Origin of the sequence: Acinetobacter sp. YH12137 (genome assembly GCF_013418535.1) — a bacterium.
In the GTDB taxonomy this organism is placed as follows: Bacteria; Pseudomonadota; Gammaproteobacteria; order Pseudomonadales; family Moraxellaceae; genus Acinetobacter.
In genome coordinates this window covers 38,273-65,254 of the sequence record NZ_VPBW01000003.1, presented here as the reverse complement: position 1 = coordinate 65,254, position 26,982 = coordinate 38,273, and the positions used below count along the sequence as shown (strand labels likewise).

General features: G+C 44.0%; 22 protein-coding genes, 2 tRNA genes and 1 pseudogene. 18 read left to right on the top strand and 7 right to left on the bottom strand.

Annotated features, from left to right (window positions below):
* Nucleotides 1-2 precede the first annotated feature (2 nt).
* From FTU72_RS02520 to FTU72_RS02510, 3 genes and pseudogenes are all read right to left on the bottom strand, one after another.
* A complete protein-coding gene (locus FTU72_RS02520) occupies nucleotides 3-1,022 on the bottom strand; it encodes a sulfate ABC transporter substrate-binding protein (RefSeq protein WP_159122700.1) in 1,020 nt (339 codons plus the stop codon).
* A 242-nt stretch (nucleotides 1,023-1,264) separates the two neighbouring features.
* Nucleotides 1,265-1,471 (bottom strand): annotated as a pseudogene (locus tag FTU72_RS02515) (sulfate ABC transporter substrate-binding protein); the annotation flags it as partial.
* Nucleotides 1,472-1,530: 59 nt separating this feature from the next.
* On the bottom strand, nucleotides 1,531-2,838 hold the full coding sequence (locus FTU72_RS02510; protein ID WP_131260640.1) for an RNA-guided endonuclease TnpB family protein: 1,308 nt from the start codon (nucleotides 2,836-2,838) through the stop codon (nucleotides 1,531-1,533).
* 59 nt (nucleotides 2,839-2,897) lie between these two features.
* Here FTU72_RS02510 and tnpA point away from each other — a divergent pair, with 59 nt between their 5' ends.
* The 7 genes from tnpA (at nucleotide 2,898) to FTU72_RS02475 (ending at nucleotide 7,182) form a co-directional block, all read left to right on the top strand.
* The gene (tnpA, locus tag FTU72_RS02505; RefSeq protein ID WP_004970281.1) at nucleotides 2,898-3,296 is read left to right on the top strand and encodes an IS200/IS605 family transposase; all 399 of its coding nucleotides are present in this window, start codon (nucleotides 2,898-2,900) and stop codon (nucleotides 3,294-3,296) included.
* Nucleotides 3,297-3,769: 473 nt separating this feature from the next.
* A complete protein-coding gene (locus tag FTU72_RS02500; RefSeq protein WP_159122701.1) occupies nucleotides 3,770-4,075 on the top strand; it encodes a hypothetical protein in 306 nt (101 codons plus the stop codon).
* Nucleotides 4,076-4,214: 139 nt separating this feature from the next.
* The gene (gene gltX, locus FTU72_RS02495; protein ID WP_159122702.1) at nucleotides 4,215-5,723 is read left to right on the top strand and encodes a glutamate--tRNA ligase; all 1,509 of its coding nucleotides are present in this window, start codon (nucleotides 4,215-4,217) and stop codon (nucleotides 5,721-5,723) included.
* Between the two features lie 57 nt (nucleotides 5,724-5,780).
* Nucleotides 5,781-5,856, top strand: a tRNA-Ala gene (locus FTU72_RS02490).
* A gap of 36 nt (nucleotides 5,857-5,892) precedes the next feature.
* Nucleotides 5,893-5,968 (top strand) — tRNA-Glu (locus FTU72_RS02485).
* A gap of 143 nt (nucleotides 5,969-6,111) precedes the next feature.
* Complete coding sequence (locus tag FTU72_RS02480) at nucleotides 6,112-6,453, top strand: hypothetical protein (RefSeq protein ID WP_004787163.1); 342 nt, start codon at nucleotides 6,112-6,114, stop codon at nucleotides 6,451-6,453.
* 318 nt (nucleotides 6,454-6,771) lie between these two features.
* Nucleotides 6,772-7,182, top strand: a complete 411-nt coding sequence (locus FTU72_RS02475; RefSeq protein ID WP_159122703.1) for an SEL1-like repeat protein — start codon at nucleotides 6,772-6,774, stop codon at nucleotides 7,180-7,182.
* A gap of 43 nt (nucleotides 7,183-7,225) precedes the next feature.
* Here FTU72_RS02475 and ettA read toward each other — a convergent pair whose 3' ends face one another.
* Nucleotides 7,226-8,887, bottom strand: a complete 1,662-nt coding sequence (gene ettA, locus FTU72_RS02470) for an energy-dependent translational throttle protein EttA (protein ID WP_005233568.1) — start codon at nucleotides 8,885-8,887, stop codon at nucleotides 7,226-7,228.
* A 319-nt stretch (nucleotides 8,888-9,206) separates the two neighbouring features.
* Between ettA and FTU72_RS02465 the strand changes: the two genes are divergently transcribed.
* The 11 genes from FTU72_RS02465 to FTU72_RS02415 all read left to right on the top strand — a co-directional run bounded on the left by FTU72_RS02465 (nucleotide 9,207) and on the right by FTU72_RS02415 (nucleotide 22,272).
* Entirely contained in the window at nucleotides 9,207-10,484 is a 1,278-nt protein-coding gene (locus tag FTU72_RS02465) for a bifunctional O-acetylhomoserine aminocarboxypropyltransferase/cysteine synthase (protein ID WP_180016608.1), read from the top strand.
* Between the two features lie 294 nt (nucleotides 10,485-10,778).
* Nucleotides 10,779-11,666 carry an SDR family NAD(P)-dependent oxidoreductase gene (locus FTU72_RS02460; protein ID WP_034169744.1) on the top strand — a complete coding sequence of 296 codons (888 nt, stop codon included), beginning with the start codon at nucleotides 10,779-10,781 and terminating at the stop codon, nucleotides 11,664-11,666.
* Between the two features lie 215 nt (nucleotides 11,667-11,881).
* Entirely contained in the window at nucleotides 11,882-12,664 is a 783-nt protein-coding gene (gene hisIE, locus FTU72_RS02455; protein ID WP_166136369.1) for a bifunctional phosphoribosyl-AMP cyclohydrolase/phosphoribosyl-ATP diphosphatase HisIE, read from the top strand.
* Between the two features lie 7 nt (nucleotides 12,665-12,671).
* Nucleotides 12,672-14,186, top strand: coding sequence for an AAA family ATPase (locus FTU72_RS02450; protein WP_218947495.1), 1,515 nt, complete (start codon nucleotides 12,672-12,674; stop codon nucleotides 14,184-14,186).
* Between the two features lie 39 nt (nucleotides 14,187-14,225).
* Nucleotides 14,226-15,620 (top strand): AAA family ATPase, encoded by a 1,395-nt coding sequence (locus FTU72_RS02445; RefSeq protein ID WP_180016609.1) that lies wholly within the window; start codon nucleotides 14,226-14,228, stop codon nucleotides 15,618-15,620.
* Between the two features lie 437 nt (nucleotides 15,621-16,057).
* A complete protein-coding gene (locus tag FTU72_RS02440; protein ID WP_180052422.1) occupies nucleotides 16,058-18,895 on the top strand; it encodes a monovalent cation/H+ antiporter subunit A in 2,838 nt (945 codons plus the stop codon).
* 4 nt (nucleotides 18,896-18,899) lie between these two features.
* Entirely contained in the window at nucleotides 18,900-19,265 is a 366-nt protein-coding gene (locus tag FTU72_RS02435) for a Na+/H+ antiporter subunit C (RefSeq protein WP_034169749.1), read from the top strand.
* Nucleotides 19,265-21,073 (top strand): monovalent cation/H+ antiporter subunit D, encoded by a 1,809-nt coding sequence (locus tag FTU72_RS02430; RefSeq protein ID WP_180016610.1) that lies wholly within the window; start codon nucleotides 19,265-19,267, stop codon nucleotides 21,071-21,073. The genes FTU72_RS02435 and FTU72_RS02430 overlap by 1 nt, the downstream gene beginning before the upstream one ends.
* Entirely contained in the window at nucleotides 21,073-21,591 is a 519-nt protein-coding gene (locus FTU72_RS02425; RefSeq protein WP_180052423.1) for a Na+/H+ antiporter subunit E, read from the top strand. The genes FTU72_RS02430 and FTU72_RS02425 overlap by 1 nt, the downstream gene beginning before the upstream one ends.
* Entirely contained in the window at nucleotides 21,588-21,863 is a 276-nt protein-coding gene (locus FTU72_RS02420; protein ID WP_004787192.1) for a monovalent cation/H+ antiporter subunit F, read from the top strand. The genes FTU72_RS02425 and FTU72_RS02420 overlap by 4 nt, the downstream gene beginning before the upstream one ends.
* A 10-nt stretch (nucleotides 21,864-21,873) precedes the next feature.
* Entirely contained in the window at nucleotides 21,874-22,272 is a 399-nt protein-coding gene (locus FTU72_RS02415) for a Na+/H+ antiporter subunit G (protein WP_005233541.1), read from the top strand.
* A 79-nt stretch (nucleotides 22,273-22,351) separates the two neighbouring features.
* Here the strand turns inward: FTU72_RS02415 and FTU72_RS02410 are convergent, their stop codons facing one another.
* The 3 genes from FTU72_RS02410 to nusA are packed head-to-tail and all read right to left on the bottom strand — an operon-like array spanning nucleotide 22,352 to nucleotide 26,962.
* Nucleotides 22,352-22,756, bottom strand: coding sequence for a ribosome-binding factor A (locus tag FTU72_RS02410; RefSeq protein WP_004810065.1), 405 nt, complete (start codon nucleotides 22,754-22,756; stop codon nucleotides 22,352-22,354).
* Nucleotides 22,756-25,467, bottom strand: a complete 2,712-nt coding sequence (gene infB, locus FTU72_RS02405) for a translation initiation factor IF-2 (RefSeq protein ID WP_180011351.1) — start codon at nucleotides 25,465-25,467, stop codon at nucleotides 22,756-22,758. The genes FTU72_RS02410 and infB overlap by 1 nt, the downstream gene beginning before the upstream one ends.
* 10 nt (nucleotides 25,468-25,477) lie before the next feature.
* Nucleotides 25,478-26,962: a transcription termination factor NusA gene (gene nusA / locus FTU72_RS02400; RefSeq protein ID WP_004787201.1), complete on the bottom strand. Its 1,485-nt coding sequence runs from the start codon at nucleotides 26,960-26,962 to the stop codon at nucleotides 25,478-25,480.
* Nucleotides 26,963-26,982: the final 20 nt, after the last annotated feature.

Sequence of the window (26,982 nt, the reverse complement as noted above, 5' to 3'; positions counted from 1 at the left end):
GATTAACGCTTCGAGTTATAGATCTGGTCGAAGATTGCGCCATTCACAAAGTGAGTTTTCTGTGCATTGGCCCAGCCACCGAATACTTCATCAATGGTAAAGGTTTTAATTTTTGGGAACTGTGATGAATATTTGGCTAATACTTTCTCATTACGTGGACGGTAGAAATGTCGTGCTGCCATGTCCTGACCAAGTGGAGAGTAAAGATAGTTGATATAACCTTTAGCTAACCATTTATTGCCATTTTTATCTACGGTACGATCTACGATGGCTACAGAGGGTTCAGTCAGAATGGTCAAAGATGGATAAACGATATCAAACTTATTTTTACCGAGAGTTTTTTGTGTTACTAGGGCTTCATTTTCCCAAGTTAACAACACATCACCAATATTACGTTCAGCAAATGTGGTCATCGATGCACGTGCAGCAGAGTCCATCACTTTGACGTTTTTATAAAGCTTGCCGACAAATTCTTGGGCTTTGGCTTTGCTACCACCCGGCTGTTTCTCTGCATAACCCCAAGCTGACAGATAAACCCAACGTGGCAAGCCACCAGTTTTCGGATTTGGTGTAATAATTTCTACACCCGGTTTAGTCAGATCTTTCCAGTCTTTAATTCCTTTGGGGTTATCCTTACGTACCATGAAGACAATCGTTGAAGTATAAGGTGCAGAATTGTGCGGGAACTCTTTTTGCCAGCCTGGCTGGATCTGACCAGATCTTACGATCTCTTCAATATCGTTTGCCAATGCCAAGGTCACCACATCACCTTTTAAACCGTCAACCACAGAACGGGCCTGTTTACCTGAACCGCCGTGAGACTGTTTAAAGTTCACATCAATACCGGTTCGTTTTTTCCAGTAGGCACCAAAAGATTTGTTGAATTCGTCATAGAATTCACGGGTCGCATCATAAGAAACGTTCAGGAATTCACGATCCGCGGCTTGGCTCGCAGTTGCAGTAAATGTCAGACCTGTTGCCAATAAGGCAGCACTAACCAGTGATTTTAATTGAGTTTTCATAAGAGCATCGGGAGATTATCTTCATTAGATATAACTATATGAAATAAAATTATTTTTCGCAATTGAGCAAACAAAGTGCATACAGGGTAATATTTAGTTATTTTTTGTTTTAATTTCATGTTTTATATAATAAAAATATCTAAATTAAAGGCTTATTCTATTTTTATAGCATTTTATGCTTTAGATATAAAAAAAACGGATAATAAATTATCCGCTTTCTACTTATGGTTCAGTAATTAGAATTATTTACGGTTTTCCGCAGAGATTTGATCGTAGATGGCTCCATTCACAAAATGGGTTTTCTGCGCTTTTGCCCAGCCGCCAAAGACTTTATCAATGGTAAAAGTCTGGATTTTTGGGAATTGCGCCGCATATTTTGCTGCTGCTTTAGCATCACGTGGACGGAAGTAATATTTCGCTGCCAGCTCCTGCCCTTTTGGTGAATATAATTGACATACTCCCACCACTTTCGTTTTCACTCAAGTGGGGGATTCTAAAAGCAAAGCTCTTAGGCGACTTCCTCACGGATTTCGCTTGCTTTCTGCTTCTTAGGGCGACCTTTACCGCATCCACCCTCCACAGACAAAACGGCATGTCCTGCCGACAATATATTACGAGATGCGTTTAAATCCGCATTCGCAACATAACCGCATCCGACACACTCAAATTTAGCTTGAGTTTGTCGGTTTTCTTTTGCTACATGACCACATTCACAGCAGGTTTGACTTGTGTACTTCGGATCAACTTTTACAAGTAATCCACCTCGCCATTGTTGCTTATATTCCAACATACTAACGAGCATGCCCCAACCTTGATCTAGGATTGATTTGTTTAAGCCTGACTTAGCTTTTACATTCTTTCCTTGATTTTCGATTGTGCCACTTGCTGACTTCGACATATTTGCTACTTTTAAATCCTCAACAGCAATCATTGCGTGGTTTTTGCTGAGCGTTGTAGTGATTTTTTGCAAGTAGTCATGACGAATATTGGCAATGTGATGATGTAGTTTATTGATTTTAAAATTCAGTTTTTTCCAATTTTGACTAAATTTAACTTTCTTTCTCTGCTTCCGTTGAAGTCTAGCTAATTTAATCTGATTGGTTTTAAAGCTATTGATCGGGTCAAAGACCTGACCATTTGAGGTAGTGATTAATTTCTTAACACCAAGATCAACACCAATCGCTGATTTTGATGGGTGGATCGGCATTTCAGTAAGTTCTGTTTCAGTACAGAATGAAACGTACCAACGTCCTGACACCTTACTGATCGTCACATTTTTTATTGTGCCTAGAATCTCTTGCGACTTCCTGAATTTAATAACACCTACGCCATTAGGGAGTTTGAGTTTATTTCCTTTAACCCAACAGTATTTATCGAATTGTACAAGGCGAATGGAATCATAACCGTCTGATTTTTTCTTAAATCTAGGCATAAGTGGGCGCAACTGAACCTCAGTACCATCAGCCAATTTAAAAAATTTAGGTTTCTTAGGTTTGCGCTTTTTTTCTTTTAGTCGAGCATGTTCTTTAGGGTTGAAAAACTTCCCCCATGCTGATGCAAGATCACGAACTTTTTGTTGAAGTGACACAGCATTTGAATTTCCATCTAAAAAGCTAAACTGAGGATTCTTTTTCAGTGCTGTTATCTTTTTTACTAGATTCACCGCATTAATGTGTTTATTTTGAGCAAACATTTCAAATGAAATTGCTAATATTTGATTCCAAACAAAGCGTGCAGAGCCAACGAGATTATTTAAAATAACCTCTTGCTCGACATTAGGCTCAAGCCTAAATTTATACGCTTTATTGATTTTCATTAATGAGTGTGTATCTGGTAATATGGTGCTGATTCTAACATTTTAGGTATATTTTTTCAATGAGTGAGATATATAAAAACCGACATTCAGCCTTTAATCTTCATGTTCATTTAGTTTTTATAACGAAATATCGAAAAAAAATACTAGGTGAGTTGCATCATAAATATTTCAATGAGTGTGCAACTGAAATATGTAAAGATTTTGATGCTGAATTAAAGGAATGTAATGGTGAATCCGACCATGTTCACATGCTTATTCAGTATCCACCAACGGTACAGTTAAGCAAATTGGTTAATAATTTAAAGTCTGTAACAAGTAGAAGAATGCGAAATGAGTTTTTAGACTTGAGAGGGAATTATACAAAACCTGTTTTATGGTCAAGATCATATTTTGCAGGGTCTTGTGGTGGTGCGCCTTTGGAAATAATCAAACAATATATTCAGAATCAACAAGGTTGAAATTTGTGAAATTCACCTCCACCCTGACTGACGGGTGGAGTCCTCTTTCACTTGGAGATAGTAGAAGTTATTATCTTTTTCATGATGGGCACTCATTGCTAATTTACTCAGCACTATATAAACAAAAAAATTACTTAACAATCATGTGTTTATAATATTTTATCCAATCATATTCTATTTTTGATATATATGCTCACAATTCATTTCGGATACATTTTCCCCTAAAAATTTAATATCCTGCTACAATATAAGACAGTTCTTCACGATCTCTACACAGTTATCTGTTACAAATAGGCAACTTAAATGTGGAAATCCTGAGATTTAGTAATTTTCCACAGAGAAATATTAGTTTTTTGTAAAAAATGTGACTTGGTTCTACTTTTTCATATCTGAATGTGATTAGATTGTAGCCAGTATTATAACAACATTTTTAACAAAACAAGATTAACCAAAGCCAAGGAGGAAGTTTGGATATGAAATTTAAAATATTTACAGCCAGCATCCTAAGTCTTATCACGCTGTTCTCGATTCAACTTGGCCATGCCGTAGTTGTGAAAACAGAGCTACCTAAAGCCTCTGTAAGTGCAATTGAAGTGAAAACCTCACCAATTGAAAAAGCAATTCAGCAACATAAAGCTGATAAAAATGCTTTTCATACTGAGGATGAACTTAAAGCGCTGACTGCGTTCAAATCAAATCCGACTCAAAGCTTTTTTGCAGCTCAAAACTTGCGCTTTACCCGCTTTGTGCAAAGTATCTTTTCTCCGAGCAATTCATAAGACTTAGTTTTAGTTCTCCACATTCGTTATATTTTGCTCATCCTGAAAAGCCGCATCATTCAATGTTGAATAAAGCATTAAGTGATGTGGCTTTTTCGTTATAATAGCTGCAATTTTATATTTAAGATTAGATCCGGTTATGACTGTTCGTACTCGTATTGCACCTTCTCCTACCGGTTTCCCGCATGTGGGAACTGCCTATATTGCCCTGTTCAACCTGTGTTTTGCCAAACAGCACGGTGGCGAATTCATTCTTCGTATTGAAGATACGGATCAGCTGCGTTCTACTCCTGAATCTGAAAAAATGATTCTGGACTCCCTACGCTGGTTAGGCCTGAACTGGTCAGAAGGTCCAGATGTCAGTGGTCCACATGCACCGTACCGTCAGTCAGAACGCATGAGCATCTATAAAAAATACGCAGAAGAACTGGTAGATAAAGGTCATGCCTTCTACTGCTTCGCAACAGCGCAAGAACTGGATGAAATGCGTGCTGAACAGCAGGCTCGTGGCGAAACTCCACGCTATGATGGCCGCGGTCTAAAACTGTCTAAAGAAGAAGTGGCACGTCGTCTGGCAGCTGGTGAACCGCACGTGATCCGTATGAAAGTGCCGACTGAAGGGGTATGTACCTTTAATGACATGCTCCGTGGTGAAGTAGAAATTCCATGGGCGCAAGTCGACATGCAAATTCTGCTAAAAACGGATGGTCTGCCAACTTACCATTTGGCAAACGTGGTTGATGATCACCTGATGCAAATTACGCATGTGATTCGTGGTGAAGAATGGATTCCATCTGCACCGAAACATCAGTTGCTGTACAAATACTTTGGTTGGGACATGCCAGTCCTGTGCCACATGCCTCTACTGCGTAACCCAGACAAATCAAAACTGTCTAAACGTAAGAACCCGACCTCAATTAACTACTACAAAGATATCGGCGTATTGCCAGAAGCATTGCTGAACTATCTAGGCCGTATGGGCTGGTCAATGCCAGATGAGCGTGAAAAATTCACTTTGGCTGAAATGATTGAACACTTTGACATTAACCGTGTCTCTCTGGGTGGTCCTATCTTCGATATTGAGAAACTCAACTGGTTAAATGGCCAATGGATTAAAGCTCTCTCTCCTGCTGAACTGTTAGATACCTTACTGGCTTGGAAAGCAGACCGTGCCAAACTGGAAGAAATCGCTGCTGCAATTCAACCACGGATCAATCTGCTGTCTGAAGCAGTGAACTGGTCAGCGCACTATTTCAACCATTTCCCGACTTTGACTAAAGAACAGTTCGAAAGCAAAAAACTTTCTGAAGAACAAGTGCGTCAAAGCCTGCAATTTGCGATCTGGCGTCTAGAAAGCCTGTTCACCTGGAACAATGACACTGTTAGCCAAACGTTGATGGATCTGGCGAATCAGATGAGCATTAAATTACGTGACTTTATGCCAGCGTTCTTTATTGCGATTGCCGGTTCAACCGCTTCTACCCCAGTCATGCAGACCATGGTCACTATTGGTCCGGATCTAACTTTTGCCCGTCTGCGCCACGCGCTGGAAGTGGTCGGTGCTCCTAGCAAGAAAGAAGTAAAAGCTTGGGAAAAACTGAATGAGAGTCTGAAACTGCCGAAAAATGAAGCAGTTGATCAAGCTTAATTTATTTTTTAGTTGACGTCTAAGCGTTATATCCATAATATAGCGCTCACACAGACTGGGGTCATAGCTCAGTTGGTAGAGCGCTACAATGGCATTGTAGAGGTCAGGAGTTCGATCCTCCTTGACTCCACCAAATAAGTCTTGCTTTACCTGTGTATTTGCCTCATTTGTCCCTATCGTCTAGAGGCCTAGGACATCGCCCTTTCACGGCGGTAACCGGGGTTCGAATCCCCGTAGGGACGCCATATTCAAGATGGCAACATCTTAATAAAAAACCCAAGCATTGTGACTTGGGTTTTTTATTGTCTGTCTGTTTTATATTGGCGGTATTTCGGTTTTTGCGTATCTTCCGATAAAATAATCAGTAATTTAGAATTTTGGAGTAGTAATGCAATATCGTTGCCCTAAATGTCAAAGCCCAAAAATCATGCCCGTTGCTCAGCCAGGTCAACCGGCGGCGCGCCCAGTCGTGCCTAAAAGCCTGATCATGCTGGTGCCTGCCCTGTTTGTATTATTGCTGCTGGTCATCATTAGCATCGCGATGTGGATTTTTGGAGATGGTGCAGGTACGACTTTACAGACCGCTACTGTGATCGTGTTTATTATCTGTCTGATCGCAGGCTTCATGTTCTATAAAGATTTGCCTGATTTTAAAATTTCCATGCAGGCTTTCATGCAAAGCCAAAAGAAATGGAAATGCCGTGAATGCAATCATGAGTGGGAAATCTGATTTCTAGAGTTCACTCATTTTCAAAGCCGAAAAATCTTGCATGTTTATGCAAGATTTTTTTATTAGTAAAACTAAATCTTCTAACCCCTAATATCAAAATGTCGACTAGAACAACAAATTCATATTTCTTCCAATTTGCTTCACTTTTAAAATGAAGTTTTTTTATTTCTACTGCTTGTTTTTGCTCATTAAATACACAAAAATATCAACATGAGACTAAAAGCATGTAATTCATTACCGAAATAAAACCGCTTTATATTGTAGTCTTTAGTGGATAGTTTAATTAATTGTTAATAATGGCAAAGGTGAGGAATAAAAATGCTTAAACTTAAAAAAGTCATACATTTTCTGTTTTCTCATGATGAGCCAACAGGTTCAGAAATGGAAAATTATATTTCTGAAGCAGACACCTATTATCTGGAAGCTGTACAGTTTGAAAAGCTTTGCCATATTTTAAAGCAACGCCAAGCTGAACAATTTCAAATTACGCAGCTAGAGCAGCAAGAAAATTATCAACGCAATGCTTTCTGGAACTACTTAAGTGCAGCAACACGTGGTCACGCCGAAGCGCAATATAGACTGGGTAAACACTTTCTTAAAGGTAGTCTAGGTTTAGATCAGAATTATTTTCATGCTGAGGAATGGCTGAATAAGGCTAAACAGCAAGGTCATTTAAAAGCTGCACAACTGTTATCAAATACTTATAGCCAAATGAGTGTCCAATATTAAAGAAAAAAACCAGCCCGAAAGCTGGTTTTTTTATGCGCTTTGATTAAGCACCAATTTTGCGATATTTCTGACGCTTCGCTGCCAGATCATCGCCATATTTCTTACGGCGATACTCTTCAAACTCGGTATAGTTACCGGTGAAGAATTCTGGAGTCTCATCTTCAAATGACAAGATGTGAGTCGCAATACGGTCCAGGAACCAACGGTCATGCGATACCACCATCACACAGCCCGGGAAGACCAAAATCGCATCTTCTAACGCACGTAAAGTTTCTACGTCCAAGTCGTTTGATGGTTCATCGAGCAGGATTACGTTCGCACCTTGTTGCAGGATTTTCGCAAGTTGTAAACGGTTACGCTCACCACCTGACAATTCACCTACACGTTTTTGCTGATCTTGGCCTTTAAAGTTAAAGCGCCCAATATAAGCACGAGATGCAATTTCGTAATCACCCACTTTCAGGATATCCAGACCGCCAGACACTTCTTCCCAAACGGTTTTATTGTCATCCAGGGTGTCACGAATCTGACCCACATAAGCAACTTTTACAGAATCACCCAAAGTCACTGTACCAGTATCGGGTTGCTGTTCGCCCGTCATCATACGGAACAATGTAGTTTTACCTGCACCGTTTGGACCTACGATACCGACAATCGCTGTTGGTGGTACTGTGAAAGACAAGTCTTTATACAGCAGTTTGTCACCAAACGATTTGCTAATCCCTTCAACTTCAACCACCTTGTTGCCCAGACGCGGACCAGGTGGAATATAGATTTCAGATGTTTCGTTACGTTGCTGGAATTCACGAGAGTTAAGCTCTTCGAAACGCTCCATACGTGCTTTGTTTTTCTTCTGCTGGCCTTTCGCATTTGAACGAACCCATTCAAGTTCTTTTTTCAATGCTTTAGCAAACGATTCTTCCTGCTTGTTCTCTTGTTCTAAACGCGCATTTTTCTGTTCCAGCCAAGAAGAATAGTTACCTTGGTAAGGAATACCATGTCCACGGTCAAGCTCCAGAATCCACTCGGCCACGTTATCAAGGAAGTAACGGTCGTGCGTAATCGCTACGATGGTGCCCGGGAAGTCTTTCAGGAAGCGTTCCAGCCAAGATACAGACTCTGCATCCAAGTGGTTAGTTGGTTCGTCGAGAAGCAGCATGTCTGGTTTAGACAGCAGTAAACGGCACAATGCAACACGACGGCGTTCACCACCTGAAAGCATGGTTACATCTGCATCCCATGCAGGCAGATTTAATGCTGCTGCAGCCTGTTCCAGCTGGTTATTCAGGTTATGCGCATCCCAAGTCTGGATAATTGCTTCCAGTTTTTCCTGCTCTTTTGCTAGTGCATCGAAGTCTGCATCTGGATCTGCATAGTCTGCAAATACCTGATCAAGGCGCTCTAATGCATCAAGTGCTTCACGTACGCCGTCTTCAACGTTGCCACGAACGTCTTTGGTTGGATCAAGTGGTGGTTCTTGCTCGAGGTAACCAATTTTGATACCCGGTTGCGCACGTGCTTCACCAGAGAAATCTTTATCTACGCCCGCCATAATACGAAGCAAAGTAGATTTACCTGCACCGTTCAGACCAAGCACACCAATTTTTGCGCCTGGGAAAAATGATAAGGAGATATCCTTGAGGATTTCGCGCTTTGGCGGAACCATCTTGGACACTCGGTTCATCGTATAAATATATTGGGCCACGTAGGACTCCTCAATTGAAAAACCAAATGGGGGAAGAAACAAACTCCCCCTGCTCAATCATGAGCGAAAAAATAATCGGCTATTATACGCAGAAAGTCTTCAAAACATAAGCCATTCACGTGAAGTTAATGCCTTGTTACAAGTTTAATCCTGTTTATTTTTCAAACAGCATTTCTGACACCTAAACTTGCATTATTTTATTGATGCTATATCGTTAATTAAGATATTCATTTGAATAAATATGCACTTTTCTTCATATTTCAAGTGCTAATATTTGAGCAGTTTCATTACAGCTAAAAACACAAGAAGACCAACGATCATGACTCATAAAGCAGAAACTTTAGCGATTCACGCAGGCTATAGCCCGGAACCTACTACTAAAGCTGTGGCAGTGCCAATTTATCAAACCACCTCATATGCCTTTGACAATACTCAGCACGGTGCCGATCTGTTTGACCTGAAAGTTCAGGGCAATATTTATACCCGCATTATGAACCCTACCACAGCGGTGCTAGAACAACGTATTGCAGCTCTGGAAGGTGGTATTGGTGCGCTGGCTTTAGCTTCGGGTATGGCTGCGATTACCTATGCGATTCAGACCATTGCTGAAGCGGGTGACAATATTGCTTCGGTGTCCACTTTATATGGTGGCACCTATAACCTGTTTGCGCATACGCTGCCTAAACAAGGGATCGAAGTTCGCTTCTTTGATTATCAAGACCCGGAAGCATTACGTGGCCTAATTGATGACAAGACCAAACTGGTTTTTGTGGAATCAATTGGAAACCCACTGGGCAATATTATTGACCTCGAAGCGATTTCCAAGATTGCGCATGAATATGGCGTACCAGTCATCGTTGATAATACGGTTGCCACCCCAGTCCTACAAAAATCTTTTGATTTCGGTGCCGACATCGTGGTGCATTCACTCACCAAATACATTGGCGGTCATGGTAATTCGATCGGCGGTATTATCGTGGATAGTGGCAAGTTCCCATGGGGGCAACATGCCGAGCGTTTCCCTGCTCTGAATACACCTGATCCAAGCTATCACGGTGTCAATTATGTCGAAGCTTTAGGTGAAGCTGCCTATATCGCGCGTGCTCGTGTCGTACCTCTGCGTAATACCGGGGCAGCGATCAGCCCGCAAAATGTATTTTTAATTCTGCAAGGCTTGGAAACTTTGAGCCTGCGTATGGAACGTCATACCGAAAATGCGCTGAAGGTTGCAGAATATTTGCAACAACATCCAAAAGTAAAATGGGTCAATTATGCCGGTCTGAAAGATCACCCGCAGCATGCTTTGGCACAAAAATATGTGAAAGGTAAACCGTCTGCCATTCTGACTTTTGGTGTAGAAGGTGGCCGTGAAGGCGGTGCCCGTTTTATCGATGCCCTGCAACTGTTCACCCGTCTGGTCAATATTGGGGATGCTAAGAGTCTCGCCTGTCATCCTGCAACCACCACCCACCGCCAGCTCAATCCTGAAGAGCTCAAATCAGCAGGTGTGAGTGAAGATATGGTTCGCTTATCGATTGGAATTGAACACATTGATGACCTGATTGCGGATCTGGAACAATCTCTTGCAGCAGTTTAAGCGCCATTTTAAAGCAGAAAACTCCAGCAAAAATGCTGGAGTTTTTTTATTTATTTTTTGAATACAATCACTTGCTTTGTGATTTATTTTCATGATAAAAATCAATTGAAACGGCGAACACAATTAGAGCAATTACTCTAATTTTTATTTTATTTTCAATAGTTTAATGTATAGATTTTCTTAAATAATTAGTTATTATATTAGTACTCATCTTCGCTCTTATCTCTTTAGAGCCATCTTTGATTTTTTAATAAAAATAATTTGAACGCAGTCTTCAAATTAGGGATAACAAACGTGAAAACTAGACTACAGAAACAATTGGAAAAACGTATTGCAGGTAAAACTGTTCTCATTACAGGCGCATCCAGTGGTATAGGTTTAACGACGGCACATCAGCTGGCAGATGCTGGCGCACATGTTTTACTGGTCGCGCGTACCAAAGACACCCTAGAACAAGTAAAAAAAGAAATTGAATCCAAAGGCGGTAAAGCTTCAGTATTTCCATGTGATCTCAACAATATGGAATCCATTGATGAAGTGTCCAAACAGATTATTGCTTCAGTCGACCATATCGATATCCTGATTAACAATGCGGGCCGCTCGATTCGCCGTGCGGTGCATGAATCAGTAGATCGTTTTCATGATTTTGAACGTACCATGCAGCTAAATTATTTTGGTGCAGTGCGCCTGGTGATGAATATCCTGCCGCAAATGATGATTCGCCGTGCAGGTCATATCATCAATATCAGCTCGATTGGTGTATTGGCGAACGCCACCCGCTTCTCGGCTTATGTCGCATCTAAAGCGGCACTGGATGCTTTCAGCCGCTGTCTGTCTGCAGAAGTCCATTCACATAAAGTTGCAATCACTTCAATTTATATGCCTTTGGTTCGTACACCAATGATCGCACCGACCAAGATTTATAAATATGTGCCTACCCTGTCTCCGGAACAGGCAGCCGAACTGGTTGCTTATGCGATTGTGAAACGTCCGAAGAAAGTGGCGACCAATCTGGGACGTCTGGCTTCGATTACCTATGCGATTGCACCAGACATCAACAATGTCCTGATGTCGATCGGTTATAACCTGTTCCCAAGCTCTTCAGCATCAGTGGGTCAGCCACAAAAACTGAACTGGGTGCAAAAGGCCTATGCACGGATCTTCCCGGGCGAGCACTGGTAATTTCTTCAAGAATATTCCGGCCGCCTACTGGCGGCTATTTTATTTCTGTACTTTAGCGATTCAGCCGCTCAGGTTTATAATCTGAATGCGCCCAACGACACATCCTGTCTTTTCAGGCACAGATTTTTGCCGCAAATGCGACGAGATCACGTACACTATGGACGGATATTTCCTATCCATCTTTTTATATTCTGATTCAATTAATGGAAACCCTTATGAACAACGTGCAATGGCTCGATGAAGTAAAATTTAACGAACAAGGTCTGATCCCTGCCATTGCCCAGCACCATCAAACTGGTCGTGTATTGATGGTCGCCTGGATGAACCGTGAAGCGCTGGCTTTAACTGCCGAAAAAAATCAGGCAGTATATTTCTCCCGCTCACGTAACAAGTTATGGCATAAGGGCGAAGAATCTGGCCATTTCCAAACTGTGCATGAAATCCGTCTGGACTGTGATGCGGACGTAATTATTTTACAGATTGAACAGCATGGTGGTATTGCCTGCCATACCGGCCGTGAATCATGTTTCTACCGTAAATTAACCCCAAATGGCTGGGAAATTGTGGATGTACAAATCAAAGATCCAGCAGCAATCTATGGTGAAAAATCAACAAATCCACATACCCTTGCTATGAATGCCTCAACCGCTCAGTCTGAACAGGTTGAAGTATTGTCATACTTGGGCGAGATGATGGCAGAGCGTAAGAAAGCCGATCCGGAATCCTCTTATGTGGCCAAGCTGTACCATAAAGGCCTCAACAAGATTCTGGAAAAAGTCGGTGAAGAAAGCTTTGAGACCGTGATCGCGGCTAAAGATTTCAAAACTGAAGCCTCTGAAGACAACAAGAATGACCTGATCTATGAAGTGGCTGATCTATGGTTCCATACCATTGTGATGCTCGGTTACTTCGACCTGGATCCGCAACTGGTCCTGAATGAACTGGCACGCCGTCAGGGTCTATCCGGTCTGGTTGAAAAAGCCAATCGCCAACATTAAATCGTGAATGAATCTACCTGTGTATGATCTGCAAAAACCCAAAGCGACCTATGAGCAGGCAACTGCTATTGATAACGCACGTCTGGGAAAATCTTTTAAAGTCATTGCCTATGCGGGCACAGGTAAAACTACGACCCTGCAAATGATCAGTGATGCCATGCCGGAACGGCGCGGCATGTATCTGGCGTTTAATAAATCCATTGCCTCAGAAGCACAAAACAAGTTTCATCGTGGTGTCGACTGCCGTACTTTCCACTCCCTGGCTTTTCGCAGTGTTCCACGTGGAGTCACGGATAAACTACGCCTACCGCGTTTAAGTCCAAGCTTTATTGCCAAAGAATATCGCCTTGAGCCCATGACCTTGCGCCGGATGATGGGCGGACGTTATGAAAAATATGTGCTGATGCCTTCGCGTCTGGCCAGTCTGGTTGCGAACGCAGTCGGCTATTTCTGCTCGACCAGTTCGCAATATCCCGCCCCGCGACATATTCAGGCACCGAGCTGGCTACACCCAGATGATATTGAAGCATTGCAAAAGAAACTTTATCCAGCAGTTGAACGGCGTTGGTTAGAGTCAATTGATCCCAATCATCAGGCCGGGATTGGGCATGATATTTACCTGAAACTTTGGGCATTGTCTGAGCCCAATATTCCTGCCGACTATGTGCTGTTTGATGAAGCACAGGATGCCGACCCACTGATGCTGGGAATTTTGCTGAAACAGCGTAGCACTCAGGTCATCTATGTCGGCGATGCGCATCAGCAGATTTATGCCTGGCGTGGCGCAGTGAATGCCATGCAGCAGCTGCCGCTACCCGAATCTCGTCTGACCACTTCATTCCGTTTCGGGCCTGAAATTGCGTTAAATGCCAATGCGATTTTGGGAGCATTGAATGAAACCGTGCCCCTACTCGGTAATCCGCACTTAAACTCCAAAGTCGTCAATAAACCGCACACTAAATTACGCGATGCGATTCTATGCCGGACCAATGCGCGTGCTATGGAACTATTACTTGCCGGTTTAGTACGTGGCGATAAAGTCAGCCTGCAAGCCGATCATGTCAAATTAAACCGTTTTGTTGATGCCGCTGCGATGCTGAAACAGGGCAAACGTGTGGTTGATGTACCTGAACTGGCCTGGTTTAATTCCTGGCATGATGTACACGAATACTGTGAGACCAATGAAGGCAGTGATATCAAGCCTTTAGTCAAACTGGTCGATGAACATGGCACTGATCCCCTGAAAACTGCCCTCGCCAAAATCACCCCAATCGGACAAGCGGACTACATCATCTCTACCGCGCATAAGGCCAAAGGTCTGGAATGGGATCGTGTGCATATTGAAGATGACTACCAGTTCAAGCTGAATGAGAAAGACCATAAAATTAGTGACGAAGAGTTACGTCTGCTTTACGTGGCCTGTACTCGTGCTAAAGTAAGCTTAAATATTCATCACATTTATGACCTCATTCAACAACTGAAAATCAGGATGCCACAGTCACTGCGCCAAGCCGTCGGCTAAGGTAAAACATAGATGTAAAAATCACGCTACAGGTGATCCATGCACATCGAAAAAATACAACTCAAACATGCTCTGCACTTTTCCAATATCCAGCTCGATTTTGATTTGCAAAAATCACCTGTGACTTTAATTCTGGGTGATCAGGGTTCGGGTAAAACCACCTTGCTGCGCTTGAGTTATCAGGCTTTGACCTGGTTTTCTGCACGTTTTCGCGACTTGCGTACCGCAGGTTTAAGTATGCTGGATCAGGATATCCTGCAAAATCGTCTGCAATCCAAAATTGATATCCAGGTGCGTTTTCCTGATGATTTGGGACCATTACCTGAATCAGCACAGGGAGAAGCAGCTCCTGCCCAATCCTGTTCCTGGCAGTTATACAAAACTTTAAATAGTCAGGGCATTGGCTTTGCCAAAGCGGAAACCCAGCAACTCGATACCATGGTGAATCTTTATCAGAAGGCAAGACAACATGACCCTTTGCTCGGCCTGCCTATGGTCGCCTATTATCCGGCTGAACGCTTCGTCAATGAAATCAATTTACTCAGCAAAAATAATCAGGCCATTTTTCAGACTGCGCATGCCTATGAAATTACTGCTATCCCTTTTACGACTTTTGCACGTTTCTTTGAATGGTTTCGTGAAATCAGTGATATCGAAAATGCACAAAGTGCCAAGATCATTGACCAGATTCTAGATCAGGCGCTACAGCAATCGGATGATATACAGGCAGATCAGCTGGTCCAGCAAATTGAAAAAGCTAAAGCACATATGCATACACCGAGCCTGACTGCCTTGCGTGAAGCTTTATCCATTGTACTACCAGAACTTAGCCAGATTTATCTGGACTACCAGCCCAAGCTGCAATTGATGGTGCGTTATCAGGATCACACCTTTAGCTTTCAGCAGTTGTCGAGCAGTATCCGGAACTGGATTGCACTGGTGGGAGATGTTGTACGGCGCCTTTGTCTGCTTAATCCGCACAGCTTATTTCCCTGTCAGGAAGGTACTGGCATTTTACTGATTGATGAAATTGATCATCAACTGGATCAGGACATGGCCGCCGTCATTTTACCGCGTCTGCATCAGGCGTTTCCTAACTTGCAGATTATTGTGACTGGAAACCGGCCGGAATTGCTGGAGCAGGCTCAGGATTTTCAGTGTCTAAAACTGGAAAATAAACAGGTGCATCCCATCCATCTAAATCCAATGCAGGTTCAGTATGATCATTTTTATGCAGAGTTGCCGCTTGAGATGAGCCAAAATCATTCAGATATAGAAAAAGTTGAAGATGCACTTCAGGAACCAGAAATAGTCAACTTGACGGCTCAGTCTGTTTTGCAACTGATTCAGGAACAGCTAAGCACAGAACAGCAGCAAGAACTTTTACAACTGTTGAGTCAGGATAATTCACAAAGCCTGCCTCAATCTTCTTAACTAGTGCTGAAACGATAATGCAATTTAAAAATTAAAATCAGGATGCAAGAATAGGTTTTGATTTTCTGCATTCCTGATCAAGAAGTTATAAATTTTTATCAATAAATGCAGGGAGTTTGATCTTTATTTTCGGTCAAATTTGTACGAGATGTTCAAGCATGCACCCCATATCAAAACCAAGCTTACGTATAATCTACAAGTTCTACATAAAAACATTGATGTTGTGGTTATCCTGTAATATGATCGGTTTTACTTGCAATTTTCGTTGTAAAATCGGAATTTGCTATCGTTTATAAGTTGCGCAATACAACTGTTTTATTCTGTTTGAATATCATTCTGGCTTTCAAGATCGAGAAGTTTTGGGTCGCTCTTTGCGGTCCTGTAATCCTTGAAAGATAAAGATTCACCCTAGGTTGACCTTAACCTATATCACGACAATGGATACGAGTGTGCTGCCAATTATTATATTGTTACCGTTAGTATTAGGCACAACCCTTGTCTCGTGGCTGAAGCAATTTTCACGCGGGGTAACGGCTTTAGGAGCAATTGCCGTCAGCCTCAGCAGTTTCTTATTACTGTTGAGTCAGGCGCCTGCTGTATTTAATGGAACGGTAATTACCCAGACCTGGTCCTGGCTACCCCAGCTTGGAATCGACTTCAGTTTCCGGCTGGATGCTTTGGGCATGCTGTTTGCTCTGCTGATTAGTGGAATTGGTACCCTGATTTATATCTATGCCTATTACTATCTCAGTCCTAAAAACTCCCTGAGTAAACTCTATTTCCTGCTGATGCTGTTTATGGCAGCGATGCTCGGTATTTCATTGTCTAATAATCTTCTGATTCTCCTGATTTTCTGGGAACTCACCAGTATTTCTTCCTTCCTGCTAGTTGGTTACTGGAGCAATTACGAAGCGGCCCAACGCGGCTCACGCATGGCTCTAACCATTACCGGCATGGGCGGCTTATCTATGCTGGGTGGTTTTATTCTGCTCGGACAGATGACGGGTACCTATCAGATTGACCAGATCCTGATGATGGGCGAACAGATTCAGGCACATGCCCTATTTGTACCGACATTATTATTAATTTTACTCGGTGCTTTTACCAAAAGTGCGCAGTTCCCGTTTCACTTCTGGTTACCAAATGCCATGGCAGCACCGACGCCGGTGTCTGCCTATCTGCACTCTGCCACCATGGTCAAAGCGGGCCTGTTTTTAGTCGCACGTTTATTGCCGATTTTTGCAGGCGCGGCACTGTTCCATAATATTGTTACTTTTATCGGGTTATTTACCCTGTGTGTGGCAGCGTTCTTTGCCATCTTTAAAGAAGATCTGAAAGGTCTGTTGGCCTATTCAACTATTAGCCACTTGGGCCTGATCATGTGTTTGCTGGGTATTGGCTCACCACTGGCCGTGGCAGCAGCAATTTTCCATATCATTAACCATGCAACCTTTAAAGCTGCCCTATTCATGATTGCCGGGATCATTGACCATGAATCCGGTACTCGTGATCTGCGAAAATTGTCTGGTCTTTGGCAAATGCTGCCTTTTACCGCAACACTGACCATGATCACCGCCGCCTCCATGGCTGGTATTCCATTAACCAATGGTTTCTTGTCCAAGGAAATGTTCTTTACCGAACTGGTCGCAAACTTAAGTGGCCCAGTCATGGTCGGTGCTGCTATTGCAGGAACACTGGCCGGGATTTTCGCTGTCGCCTATTCGATTCGCCTGGTACATGGCGTGTTTTTTGATGGTCCGTTAGGCCAGCAAGTCCCAAATAAAGCTGCGCATGAGCCGCCATTTGGTATGCGTGCACCGGCTATCTTACTGGCTTTTCTGTGTATTGCAGTTGGTCTGCTACCAGGATTACTGGTCGAAAAGATTGTAAATAGCACCACACAAGCGTCAACCCAGAATTTCGCCTTTGAAGGCACTCACCTCGCCCTTTGGCACGGTATTAATCTGCCTTTGGTGATGAGTATCATCGCGATATTCGGCGGTGCAATTTTCTATTTTGCACTGGCCAAAGGCGGCGCAATTCGGGAAATTGATCTGGATCCGAAACTGGGCAAACTGCAAGGTCGTGTACTGTTTGATCTGTTCCTGAAAAATCTGTTACTGAATTCAAGACGTTTCCGCCGTGCGACTGAAAATGGCAAACTGCAAAGTTATATTTTGTGGACGGTGCTGTTTACCATTGGTCTGGTGGGCTATCCACTCGTCGTCAATGGGATCGACACCGGTAGCCGCGAACTGACCCATGCACCAGTTCTGGCCATCGTTCTATGGTTACTGCTGTTCTCAGCCTGCTGGATGATGCTGTGGTTCCATCATGAACGGATTAAAGCCATCCTGATCAGCGGTGCGGTCGGTCTGGTCGTCACCATGGTTTTCATTGGTTTTTCAGCACCCGATCTGGCTTTGACCCAGATTACAGTCGATGTAGTAACGACGGTTCTGCTACTAATGAGCCTGTCACTCCTGCCACAATTAACGCCTTATGAATCCAGCCCGACCCGACGCTGGCGAGATGCAGTGATTGCAGTCTGCGGAGGTCTAGGAATTGCAACAGTTGCCTGGCTAGTTATGACACGTGACCATAATTCAATTTCCTGGTTCTTCATCCAACAATCGATTCCGCTTGGTGGCGGTACAAACGTCGTCAATGTAATTCTGGTCGATTTCCGTGGTTTAGATACCTTTGGCGAGATTACCGTACTCGGGATTGCCGCCATTGGGGTACTAAGTCTGATGGATGGTATGCGTGCTCATGGCACCACCATTACCCAAGGCCTGACTTACCGTTTTAACCCCTCCCCTTTGATGCTAAGAATTACTGCATCATGGATTTTGCCGGTAGCACTGGTGGTTAGTCTGTATATCTTTATGCGCGGCCATAATCTTCCGGGTGGCGGTTTTATTGCCGGTCTGGTCACCTCATTGGCTTTGATCATTCAATACGTTGCCATTGGTCAGGATCATGCAGAAAAAATGCTGGGAGCTAAATCTGGACGTCTCTATGAAATCTGGATTGGCGTCGGCCTGACTATTGCTGGCCTGACTGGCATCGCAGCCTGGTTCTGGTCACGTCCTTTCCTGACCAGTGCCCATATTCATGTCCATCCGCCATTACTTGGCGATATGCATCTGGCTTCTGCTGCACTATTTGATGTCGGTGTCTATGTCACCGTAGTCGGTGCGACCATGCTGATGATTTCCGTTCTGGGTGACTCCCGTCACTCAAGTATGACTGGCCCAGTACCAAGAGGATAATAGAATGATTAGTTTAGAACTTTTATTAGCCTCAGCAATTGGCCTACTCACTGCCACCGGGATCTATCTGATTCTGCGGGCACGTACCTTTCCGGTGGTCCTCGGACTGGCCATGATTGGTTATGCAGTGAACCTGTTTTTATTTGCCATGGGCCGTATTCAGATGAATTCACCTGCAGTACTCACCGAAACCACGCAGGTCACCGATCCTTTACCTCAGGCCTTGGTTTTAACCGCAATTGTAATCGGTTTTGCCACCACCGCCTTTATTGTACAGCTGGCCTTACGTAGCCGTTATGAATCAGGAACAGATCACGTTGATTCCAAAGAAGAGATACCGCAACATGACCCACGTGAGGATGAGCCGTAATGACTGATCTTCTCAACTTCTTGAATCAACACACCCCTATTTTCAGTATTCTTTTACCGGCTTTTACTGCCTTTATTCTAGTACTGTTGGGTAACCCAGGTTCTGGTTCTCTGATTACCGACTGGCGTCAGCCTTGGCGTCGTGGCGTGAGTCATATTTCGACCCTATTGGGTTTGATTATGGCGATTGGCTATCTGATCAATAGCAGCCAAGGGCAAATTAGTGTCTACACTTTAAGTGAATGGGCCGCCCCTTTTGGTATTGTGCTGGTCCTGGACCAGCTCTCTGCCTTGATGCTGGTACTGACCTATACACTCGCTTTGCCAATCGTTTGGTATGCCAGCAAAGAATGGGATATTCGCGGGCGTTATTTCCATGCCATGGTCCATTTTCTATTAATGGGGCTTAGTGGTGCCTTCCTGACCGGTGACTTGTTTAACCTGTTCGTGTTCTTCGAGATCCTGTTAATGGCATCCTATGTCCTGCTTTTGCATGGGCAAGGCAAGGCACGCTTTCAGCTCGGTGTGCATTATGTGGCTATTAACCTGCTTGCTTCTGCCATGTTCCTGATCGGACTCGGGATGATTTATGGCAGTGTCGGCAGCCTGAATATGGCTGATGTTGCTCGTCTGATGCCAACTTTGGCAGACGATGAACATAAGCTGGCCGTTGCAGGCGGATTGATGCTATTTGTGGTGTTCGGGATCAAGGCAGCCATGTTACCGGTAGGCCTGTGGCTTCCTAAAACGTATGCTGTTGCCACTACTCCAGTGGCTGCCCTGTTTACCATCATGACCAAAGTCGGGATCTACGCGATTATCCGCGTCAATGGCACCGTATTTGATGATGAATACAGCCATCAGATCCTGATGAACTGTCTGCTGGCCATTGGTGTGATTACATCACTCTATGGTGCATTCGGTGCCATTGGGACTGAACGTCTACGCCGTTTTGTCGGCTTTATGATCCTGTCTTCAGTCGGCACCATTCTGATTGCGATTGCCATGAACAGTACCCAAGCCTGGGCAGGTGCCTTGTACTATATGGTGCACAGTACCCTGATTGGCGCAGCGTTTTATATCCTGTGTGGCTGGATTACCTCACAACGCGGTGAATTTAAAGATCACTTTAAAATTGCCCCACAGATGAAACAGAATAAGCTGGTTTCTATTGTGTATTTCATCATTGCCTTGATGATGGCCGGCTTGCCACCTTTCAGTGGCTTCTTCGGTAAAGTGTTTATCCTGCAAGCTTCAGGACAGTCTGAACATCAAATGCTGATTATCTTTACGGTTCTACTGGTCAGCTTACTAAGTATTCTGGCTTTTACCCGGGTTGGTTTTATTCTGTTCTGGCGTTCAAGCCGACCAGAACAGGATGAAAATTCTGAAGAATTCAGCAAATATGAATCCTTGCCCAGCAAGGCACCAGCACGGAATGACCGGGTTATTTATCTATTATTGCTCAGTCTGACAGCCTACGTTGTTTTTGCTGCACCGATTTATCAATATAATTATCAGACCGCAGTACAGATTAAAACCAATCCGATTTATGAAGCAGCACTGTTAAAACGTGATGCTGAAGGCAAGTTCATCAGTGTTCAGCCATTTGATCCGGGTTATTTACCAGAAACCAAATACGGTGGTGAAACGCCTGATCCAAATGCGCACCTGATTCCTTATGTCATTTCAGAAAATACCTTAAATGGCGATCATATTTCTGAATTTAAACAGCGTCAGATTGATAAGCAGTATATTGAACAGAACAAATACGACGACAATCAACTTAAACCGGCGGAGGGACTTTAATGGCTAAATCATTACTTCAACGCTGGTTCCCTCATCCTTTCGTTTCGGTCATTGTGGCGATGAGCTGGATCATGCTGGCCCATAATATGGAAGCCGGCACACTCCTTATGTCAATATTTCTGGCGATCTTGATTCCGAGAATGGTCGCCCCTTTTATTGATTACACACCGAATATCCGGTGGGTGCCAGCGATGCGCCTGTTTTGGGTCGTTGTTTGGGACATCATTGTCGCTAATATTAAAGTCGCGATTTTAGTACTGGGACCGACCAAAAATCTGCATCCCAAATGGTTTCGTGTTCCTCTGGATACCGAACATGAAGAAGTGAATACGTTGCTGGCAATGATTATTACCACGACACCAGGTACAGTCTCTGCGGGGATTGATCAGGACCGGGGCGATATTCTGGTCCATGCCTTAAGCACGGATGATGAAGAGGCTGAAATTGAAACCATCAAACAGCGCTATGAACAACCTTTGATTAAAATTTTTAGCGCACAATCAGGAGCTGAAGCATGACCATTCTGCCATATGCATTGCTGATTTGTCTGGGTGCTGTCACGATCTCCATGTTGTTGTGTCTGATCCGGCTGGTTATGGGCCCATCAATCGTCGACCGTTTGCTGGCACTGGACACCCTATTTTTAAATGCAACCTGTCTGGTGGTGATTCTGGGAATCTACTGGAGCAGCACTTTCATGTTTGAAGGTGCCCTACTGGTGGCCATGCTGGGCTTTGTTTCTACCGCTGCCCTTGCCCGCTATTTCACCACTGGACATGTCATCGACTAGGAGTTTTTAAATGCCTTTAATTTTAGAAATACTAGTTTCGATTTTTTTATTGATTGGCGCGTTTTTTATGCTGGTGGGTGGCATTGGGATGATACGTCTACCCGACCTTTTTATGCGTCTGCATGCACCGACCAAATCCAGTACCTTAGGCCTGGGAAGCTTTCTGATCGCTTCTATTATTTTTTCGGCTATCTATGGTCGTTTAGGTTTTGCTGAAGTACTGATTACCCTGTTTGCCTTCATTACTGCACCGGTATCTGCCAACCTGATGGCGCAAGCGGCCTTGCATTTACGTTTGCGCTCGATGAGTGGTGAAGTGCCAGAAACACTAGAACGTCCATTGCCTTGGCAGAAAACCCGCCGTCGTGCATTTTATGAAAAGAAAATGAATGACCAGGATTCAAAGTAATAGTTAGCCAGTTCTACTTAAAAGTTCAACAATAAAAAAGCCACCCTAAGGTGGCTTTTTTATTGCGCTTTATAAAAGCTTATTCTTCATCTTTCTTGTCTTCAGCAGGAGGTAAATCCTTCACTGCTTCAGCAATCAGACCAAACATATAGTTACCATATGCATTGGTTTTGTCGTAATGGAAACGTAGACGAGGTGTAATACGTGTCTTGATCCGACGGCTCAGTTCATGACGCAAGAACCCGGATGCCTTATTCAGGACATCGAGTGTTTCTTTATTTGCCGCTTCACTTTGCTCATCACCAAGTTCACGACCCATTACTGTGACATAAACTTCTGCATATCCTAAGTCTGGGCTCACCTTCACGGCTGAGATGGTCACCAGACCACCCAGACGTGGATCTTTCAGCTCCTGACGAATCAGTTCAGACAACTCGCGTTGTACCGTATCCGCCATACGCTTCAGACGTTGACTACCCGCCATTAAAGACTCCGTTTAATCAATTGCACATCATACACTTCGATTTTATCGAGAGGTTTGATGTCTTTATAGCCTTTCACCGCAAGACCACATTCCATACCGGCACGAACTTCTTCCACCACTTCTTTATAGCGACGAAGAGATTCTAGCTCGCCTTGGAAGATCACCACGTCATCACGTAATACGCGAATCGGTTTGTTACGGTGTAATACGCCTTCAAGCACCATACAGCCTGCTGCAGCACCGAATTTGCTTGAGTGGAACACTTCACGCACTTGAGCAACACCCAAGATTGTTTCACGGTGTTCAGGAGCAAGCTTACCGCTCATCGCTGCTTTCACGTCATCAATCAATTGATAGATCACTGAGTAGTAACGAATGTCGATACTGTCTGCATCTGCTTTCTGACGTGCAGTATTGTCGGCACGTACGTTAAAGCCAAGAAGAACCGCTTCTGAAGATTCAGCAAGTGTGACGTCAGATTCAGTAATCGCACCTACACCCGAACCGATGATACGTACTTTTACTTCATCCGTTGAAAGCTCAGCCAATGCAACATGCAGTGCTTCCAATGTACCGCGTACATCAGTTTTCAATACCACATTGACGATTGGCACATCTTTTTTGCCCATAGACGCCATGATGTTTTCAAGACGCATTGCAGATTGACGTTCAAGACGTTTTTGACGTTCACGATCCATACGCGCATCGGCAACTTCACGTGCTTTCTTCTCGTCATTCACAACAAGAACTTCGTCACCTGCCATCGGTGCTTCTGGAAGACCCAGAATTTCGACTGGAATCGAAGGACCTGCAGACTTGATACGCTTACCGTTTTCATCGGTCATGGCACGAACGCGGCCATAAGATGAACCAGCAAGTACCAGGTCACCCACTTTCAGCGTACCGTTTTGTACAAGAATAGAAGTCACTGCACCGCGGCCTTTATCCACACGCGCTTCAATCACAACACCTTGTGCCGCACCTTCTTCAGACGCTTTCAATTCAAGCAATTCAGACTGAATTAAAATCAGGTCAAGAAGTTCATCAATACCGGCACCAGTATGTGCAGATACTTTCGCTACAGGAACGTCGCCGCCCCATTCTTCAGGTACGATTTCTTTGGTGGTCAATTCGTTCAATACACGATCTGGATCAGCTGAGTCTTTATCCATCTTGTTGATTGCAACAATGATCGGTGTACCCGCTGCACGTGCGTGATCGATTGCTTCTGCAGTTTGTGGCATCACGCCATCATCTGCTGCAACAACCAGAACTACGATATCAGTCGCTTTGGCACCACGTGAACGCATTGCAGTAAACGCTGCGTGTCCCGGAGTATCAAGGAATGTGATAATACCTTTATCCGTGGTTACATGGTAAGCACCGATATGCTGGGTAATACCCCCTGCTTCGCCTTGCGCCACTTTGGCACGACGGATACGGTCAAGAAGCGATGTTTTACCATGGTCAACGTGACCCATGATCGTAACAACTGGCGCACGAGTAGTTTGCGCACCACGTGCTTCTTCAGCCTGTTCAAGCAGGTTATCTTCGACTGCAGTTTCAGAAACCAGTACCGGGTTATGGCCCATTTCTTCAACCACAAGTGCCGCGATTTCCTGATCGATTGCCTGGTTTTGAGTAACCAGTTCACCCATTTTCATCAGTGACTTGATGACTTCACGAACCTTAACTGCCATTTTCGCAGCCAGGTCAGCAACGACAATCGTTTCACCGATTTCAACGTCATAAACCTGTTTTTTCACTGGCTTTTCAAAACCATGCTTATTCGCTTGGCTAGATTTCAAACCACGTTTGTGTGAGTTATCACGGAAAGACTGCTCTTCACCACGACGACCACCTTTTTTCGGTGAACGTGTATTTGAAGTGTTAGTACCACGTTTAATTTCGCGGTCTTCTTTCGCAAATGAGTCTTCATATGCCTGGCCAACCAGACCAGCAGCAAGTGGAGAATCATCAATCACACGAATGGTTGCAGTGGTATCTTCAGAAGAATACTTCGATGCCATCTTGCGCATTTGCTCAAGGGTACGTTGTTGTGCTTCTTCAGCTGCCTTACGACGTGCTGCTTCTTCAGCTGCTTTTAATTGAGCGGCTTGAGCTTCACGCGCTTTTTTCTGTTCTGCTGTTTCAACTTGTTTAACCGCTGCTTTCACAATCGGTTTATTAGTTGATTTGCGTTTTACCACAACAGCTGCTTTAGGTGTTTCCTGTTTCTCAGTTTCTTGTTTCTGAGCTGCACGCATTGCTTCTAGCGCTTTGCTTGCATTGTTTGTACCTGATTTAGGTGCATCAGCAGGTTTTTTAGCTGGTGCTGACTTCTGTTCAGCTTCTGCTTTCGCTTGCTGTTCAGCTTGAGCCTTCGCTAAAGCTTCTGCTTTAATTTGTTCCGGGTCTGGCTTAACGAATGTATGTTTCTTGCGAACTTCTACATTAATCGTTTTCGCCTTACCTGAAGTACTTGCCACTTTAGCAGTACTGGTCGTTTTACGTTTCAACGTGATTTGTCCTGCATGGCCATCAGAACCTTGTGTCTTTTTCACATGATTCATTAAGCGATCTTGTTGTTCGGTGGTAATAATATCGTCAGCTTTACGCTGTGGTAAACCTGCCTCACGAACCTGCTCTAGGAGCTTATCAACATGGCGACCCACGCTGAGTGCTAACTCTTTAATCGACTTGTCCGTCATATACTACCTCCTAGTTAAACCATGATTCGCGCGCTTTCATAATAAGTTGACCGGCCTTCTCAGCACCGAGACCTTCGATATCTTCGATATCATCAGTCGCTTGGTCAGCTAAGTCATCTACGGTTACCACACCACGAGCTGCGAGAGCTTGCGCGATCTCTGCTGTCATGCCTTCCATTGCAACAAGTTCTTCACTTGGCGCTTGTACGTTTTCTTGCTGTTGTAATGCATCAGCAAGTGCAATTTCTTTCGCACGGCTTTGCAGTAGTTCAACCAGTTCCGCATCCAGTTCGATTTCATCAAACGTTTCTGGCGGTACGTAAGCAATTTCTTCAAGCGAGGTGAAGCCCATTTCTACTAACGCCATCGCCAAATCTTCAGCAATATCCAGACGTGTAACAAACATGTCCAGATATTTTTGTGCTTCGCTTTGCTGACGTGCGTAGTACTCTTCTTCCAGCATCATGTCCAGCTTATAGCCAGTCAGTTCAGATGCCAGACGAACGTTTTGACCTTGTGAACCAATTGCGCGAGCTAGCTGATCACTAGTCGCGAAAATGATGTCTGCAGTACGTGCATCTTCATCGATGACAATACTAGATACATCTGCTGGTTCTAATGCACTTGCGATATATTGCGCAGGATCATCCGACCAAACCACCACATCAATACGCTCGCCATTGAGCTCTTGCTGTACAGCCTGGATACGTGTACCACGCATACCAATACAAGCACCCACCGGGTCAATACGGTGGTCGTTGGTTTTCACTGCAATTTTAGCACGAACACCCGGTTGACGAGCTGCGGCCTTAATTTCAATGATTTCTTCAGAAATTTCAGGAATTTCTTTTTTCATCAATGCAATCAGCATTTCCGGTTTAGCACGTGACAACAATAACTGTGCACCACGGCCTTCACGGTTAACGCTATATAGAATCGCATTTACGCGTTGTTTCGGACGAAGGATTTCCTTCGGAATCATCTCTTCACGTGCCAGATACGCTTCTGCGTTGTCACCCAAGTCAATGATAAAGCCATCTTTGGTTTGTTTTTTCACTTCACCATAGATCAGCTCACCGACTTTAGATTCATAAGCATCAGCAACCAGTGCACGTTCTGCTTCACGGATCTTCTGTACAATCACCTGTTTCGCGATCTGGGCAGCAATACGACCGAAATCGATTGATTCTACTTCCAGTTCACGGATATCGCCAATCGACCATTGTGCCGGATCAACATCAGAGATCGCATCCTGACAAGCAGGCATTTCATGATCTTCATCAGCCACTACTTCCCATTGACGGAAAGTACGATAATCACCAGTTTTACGGTCAATTTCTACACGAAGACGAGCTTCTTCCGAGTGAGTCCCCTCGTAGAATTTCTTCTTAGTCGCTGCAACCAAAGCTTGTTCTAGCGCTTCAAAAATTGCTTCACGACTTACACCTTTTTCGTTACTAACCGTTTCAACGACGGTAAGAATTTCACGTGCCATAAGTCACCTATTCGTTCAGA

Bases quoted from the DNA above. Each gene is read 5' to 3' on its own strand.
- FTU72_RS02520 (WP_159122700.1), bottom strand. From the start codon at position 1,022: ATGAAAACTCAATTAAAATCACTGGTTAGTGCTGCCTTATTGGCAACA.
- FTU72_RS02510 (WP_131260640.1), bottom strand. From the start codon at position 2,838: ATGAAAATCAATAAAGCGTATAAATTTAGGCTTGAGCCTAATGTCGAG.
- tnpA (WP_004970281.1), top strand. From the start codon at position 2,898: ATGAGTGAGATATATAAAAACCGACATTCAGCCTTTAATCTTCATGTT.
- FTU72_RS02500 (WP_159122701.1), top strand. From the start codon at position 3,770: ATGAAATTTAAAATATTTACAGCCAGCATCCTAAGTCTTATCACGCTG.
- gltX (WP_159122702.1), top strand. From the start codon at position 4,215: ATGACTGTTCGTACTCGTATTGCACCTTCTCCTACCGGTTTCCCGCAT.
- FTU72_RS02480 (WP_004787163.1), top strand. From the start codon at position 6,112: ATGCAATATCGTTGCCCTAAATGTCAAAGCCCAAAAATCATGCCCGTT.
- FTU72_RS02475 (WP_159122703.1), top strand. From the start codon at position 6,772: ATGCTTAAACTTAAAAAAGTCATACATTTTCTGTTTTCTCATGATGAG.
- FTU72_RS02465 (WP_180016608.1), top strand. From the start codon at position 9,207: ATGACTCATAAAGCAGAAACTTTAGCGATTCACGCAGGCTATAGCCCG.
- hisIE (WP_166136369.1), top strand. From the start codon at position 11,882: ATGAACAACGTGCAATGGCTCGATGAAGTAAAATTTAACGAACAAGGT.
- FTU72_RS02450 (WP_218947495.1), top strand. From the start codon at position 12,672: ATGAATCTACCTGTGTATGATCTGCAAAAACCCAAAGCGACCTATGAG.
- FTU72_RS02445 (WP_180016609.1), top strand. From the start codon at position 14,226: ATGCACATCGAAAAAATACAACTCAAACATGCTCTGCACTTTTCCAAT.
- FTU72_RS02440 (WP_180052422.1), top strand. From the start codon at position 16,058: ATGGATACGAGTGTGCTGCCAATTATTATATTGTTACCGTTAGTATTA.
- FTU72_RS02435 (WP_034169749.1), top strand. From the start codon at position 18,900: ATGATTAGTTTAGAACTTTTATTAGCCTCAGCAATTGGCCTACTCACT.
- FTU72_RS02430 (WP_180016610.1), top strand. From the start codon at position 19,265: ATGACTGATCTTCTCAACTTCTTGAATCAACACACCCCTATTTTCAGT.
- FTU72_RS02425 (WP_180052423.1), top strand. From the start codon at position 21,073: ATGGCTAAATCATTACTTCAACGCTGGTTCCCTCATCCTTTCGTTTCG.
- FTU72_RS02420 (WP_004787192.1), top strand. From the start codon at position 21,588: ATGACCATTCTGCCATATGCATTGCTGATTTGTCTGGGTGCTGTCACG.
- FTU72_RS02415 (WP_005233541.1), top strand. From the start codon at position 21,874: ATGCCTTTAATTTTAGAAATACTAGTTTCGATTTTTTTATTGATTGGC.
- FTU72_RS02410 (WP_004810065.1), bottom strand. From the start codon at position 22,756: ATGGCGGGTAGTCAACGTCTGAAGCGTATGGCGGATACGGTACAACGC.
- infB (WP_180011351.1), bottom strand. From the start codon at position 25,467: ATGACGGACAAGTCGATTAAAGAGTTAGCACTCAGCGTGGGTCGCCAT.
- nusA (WP_004787201.1), bottom strand. From the start codon at position 26,962: ATGGCACGTGAAATTCTTACCGTCGTTGAAACGGTTAGTAACGAAAAA.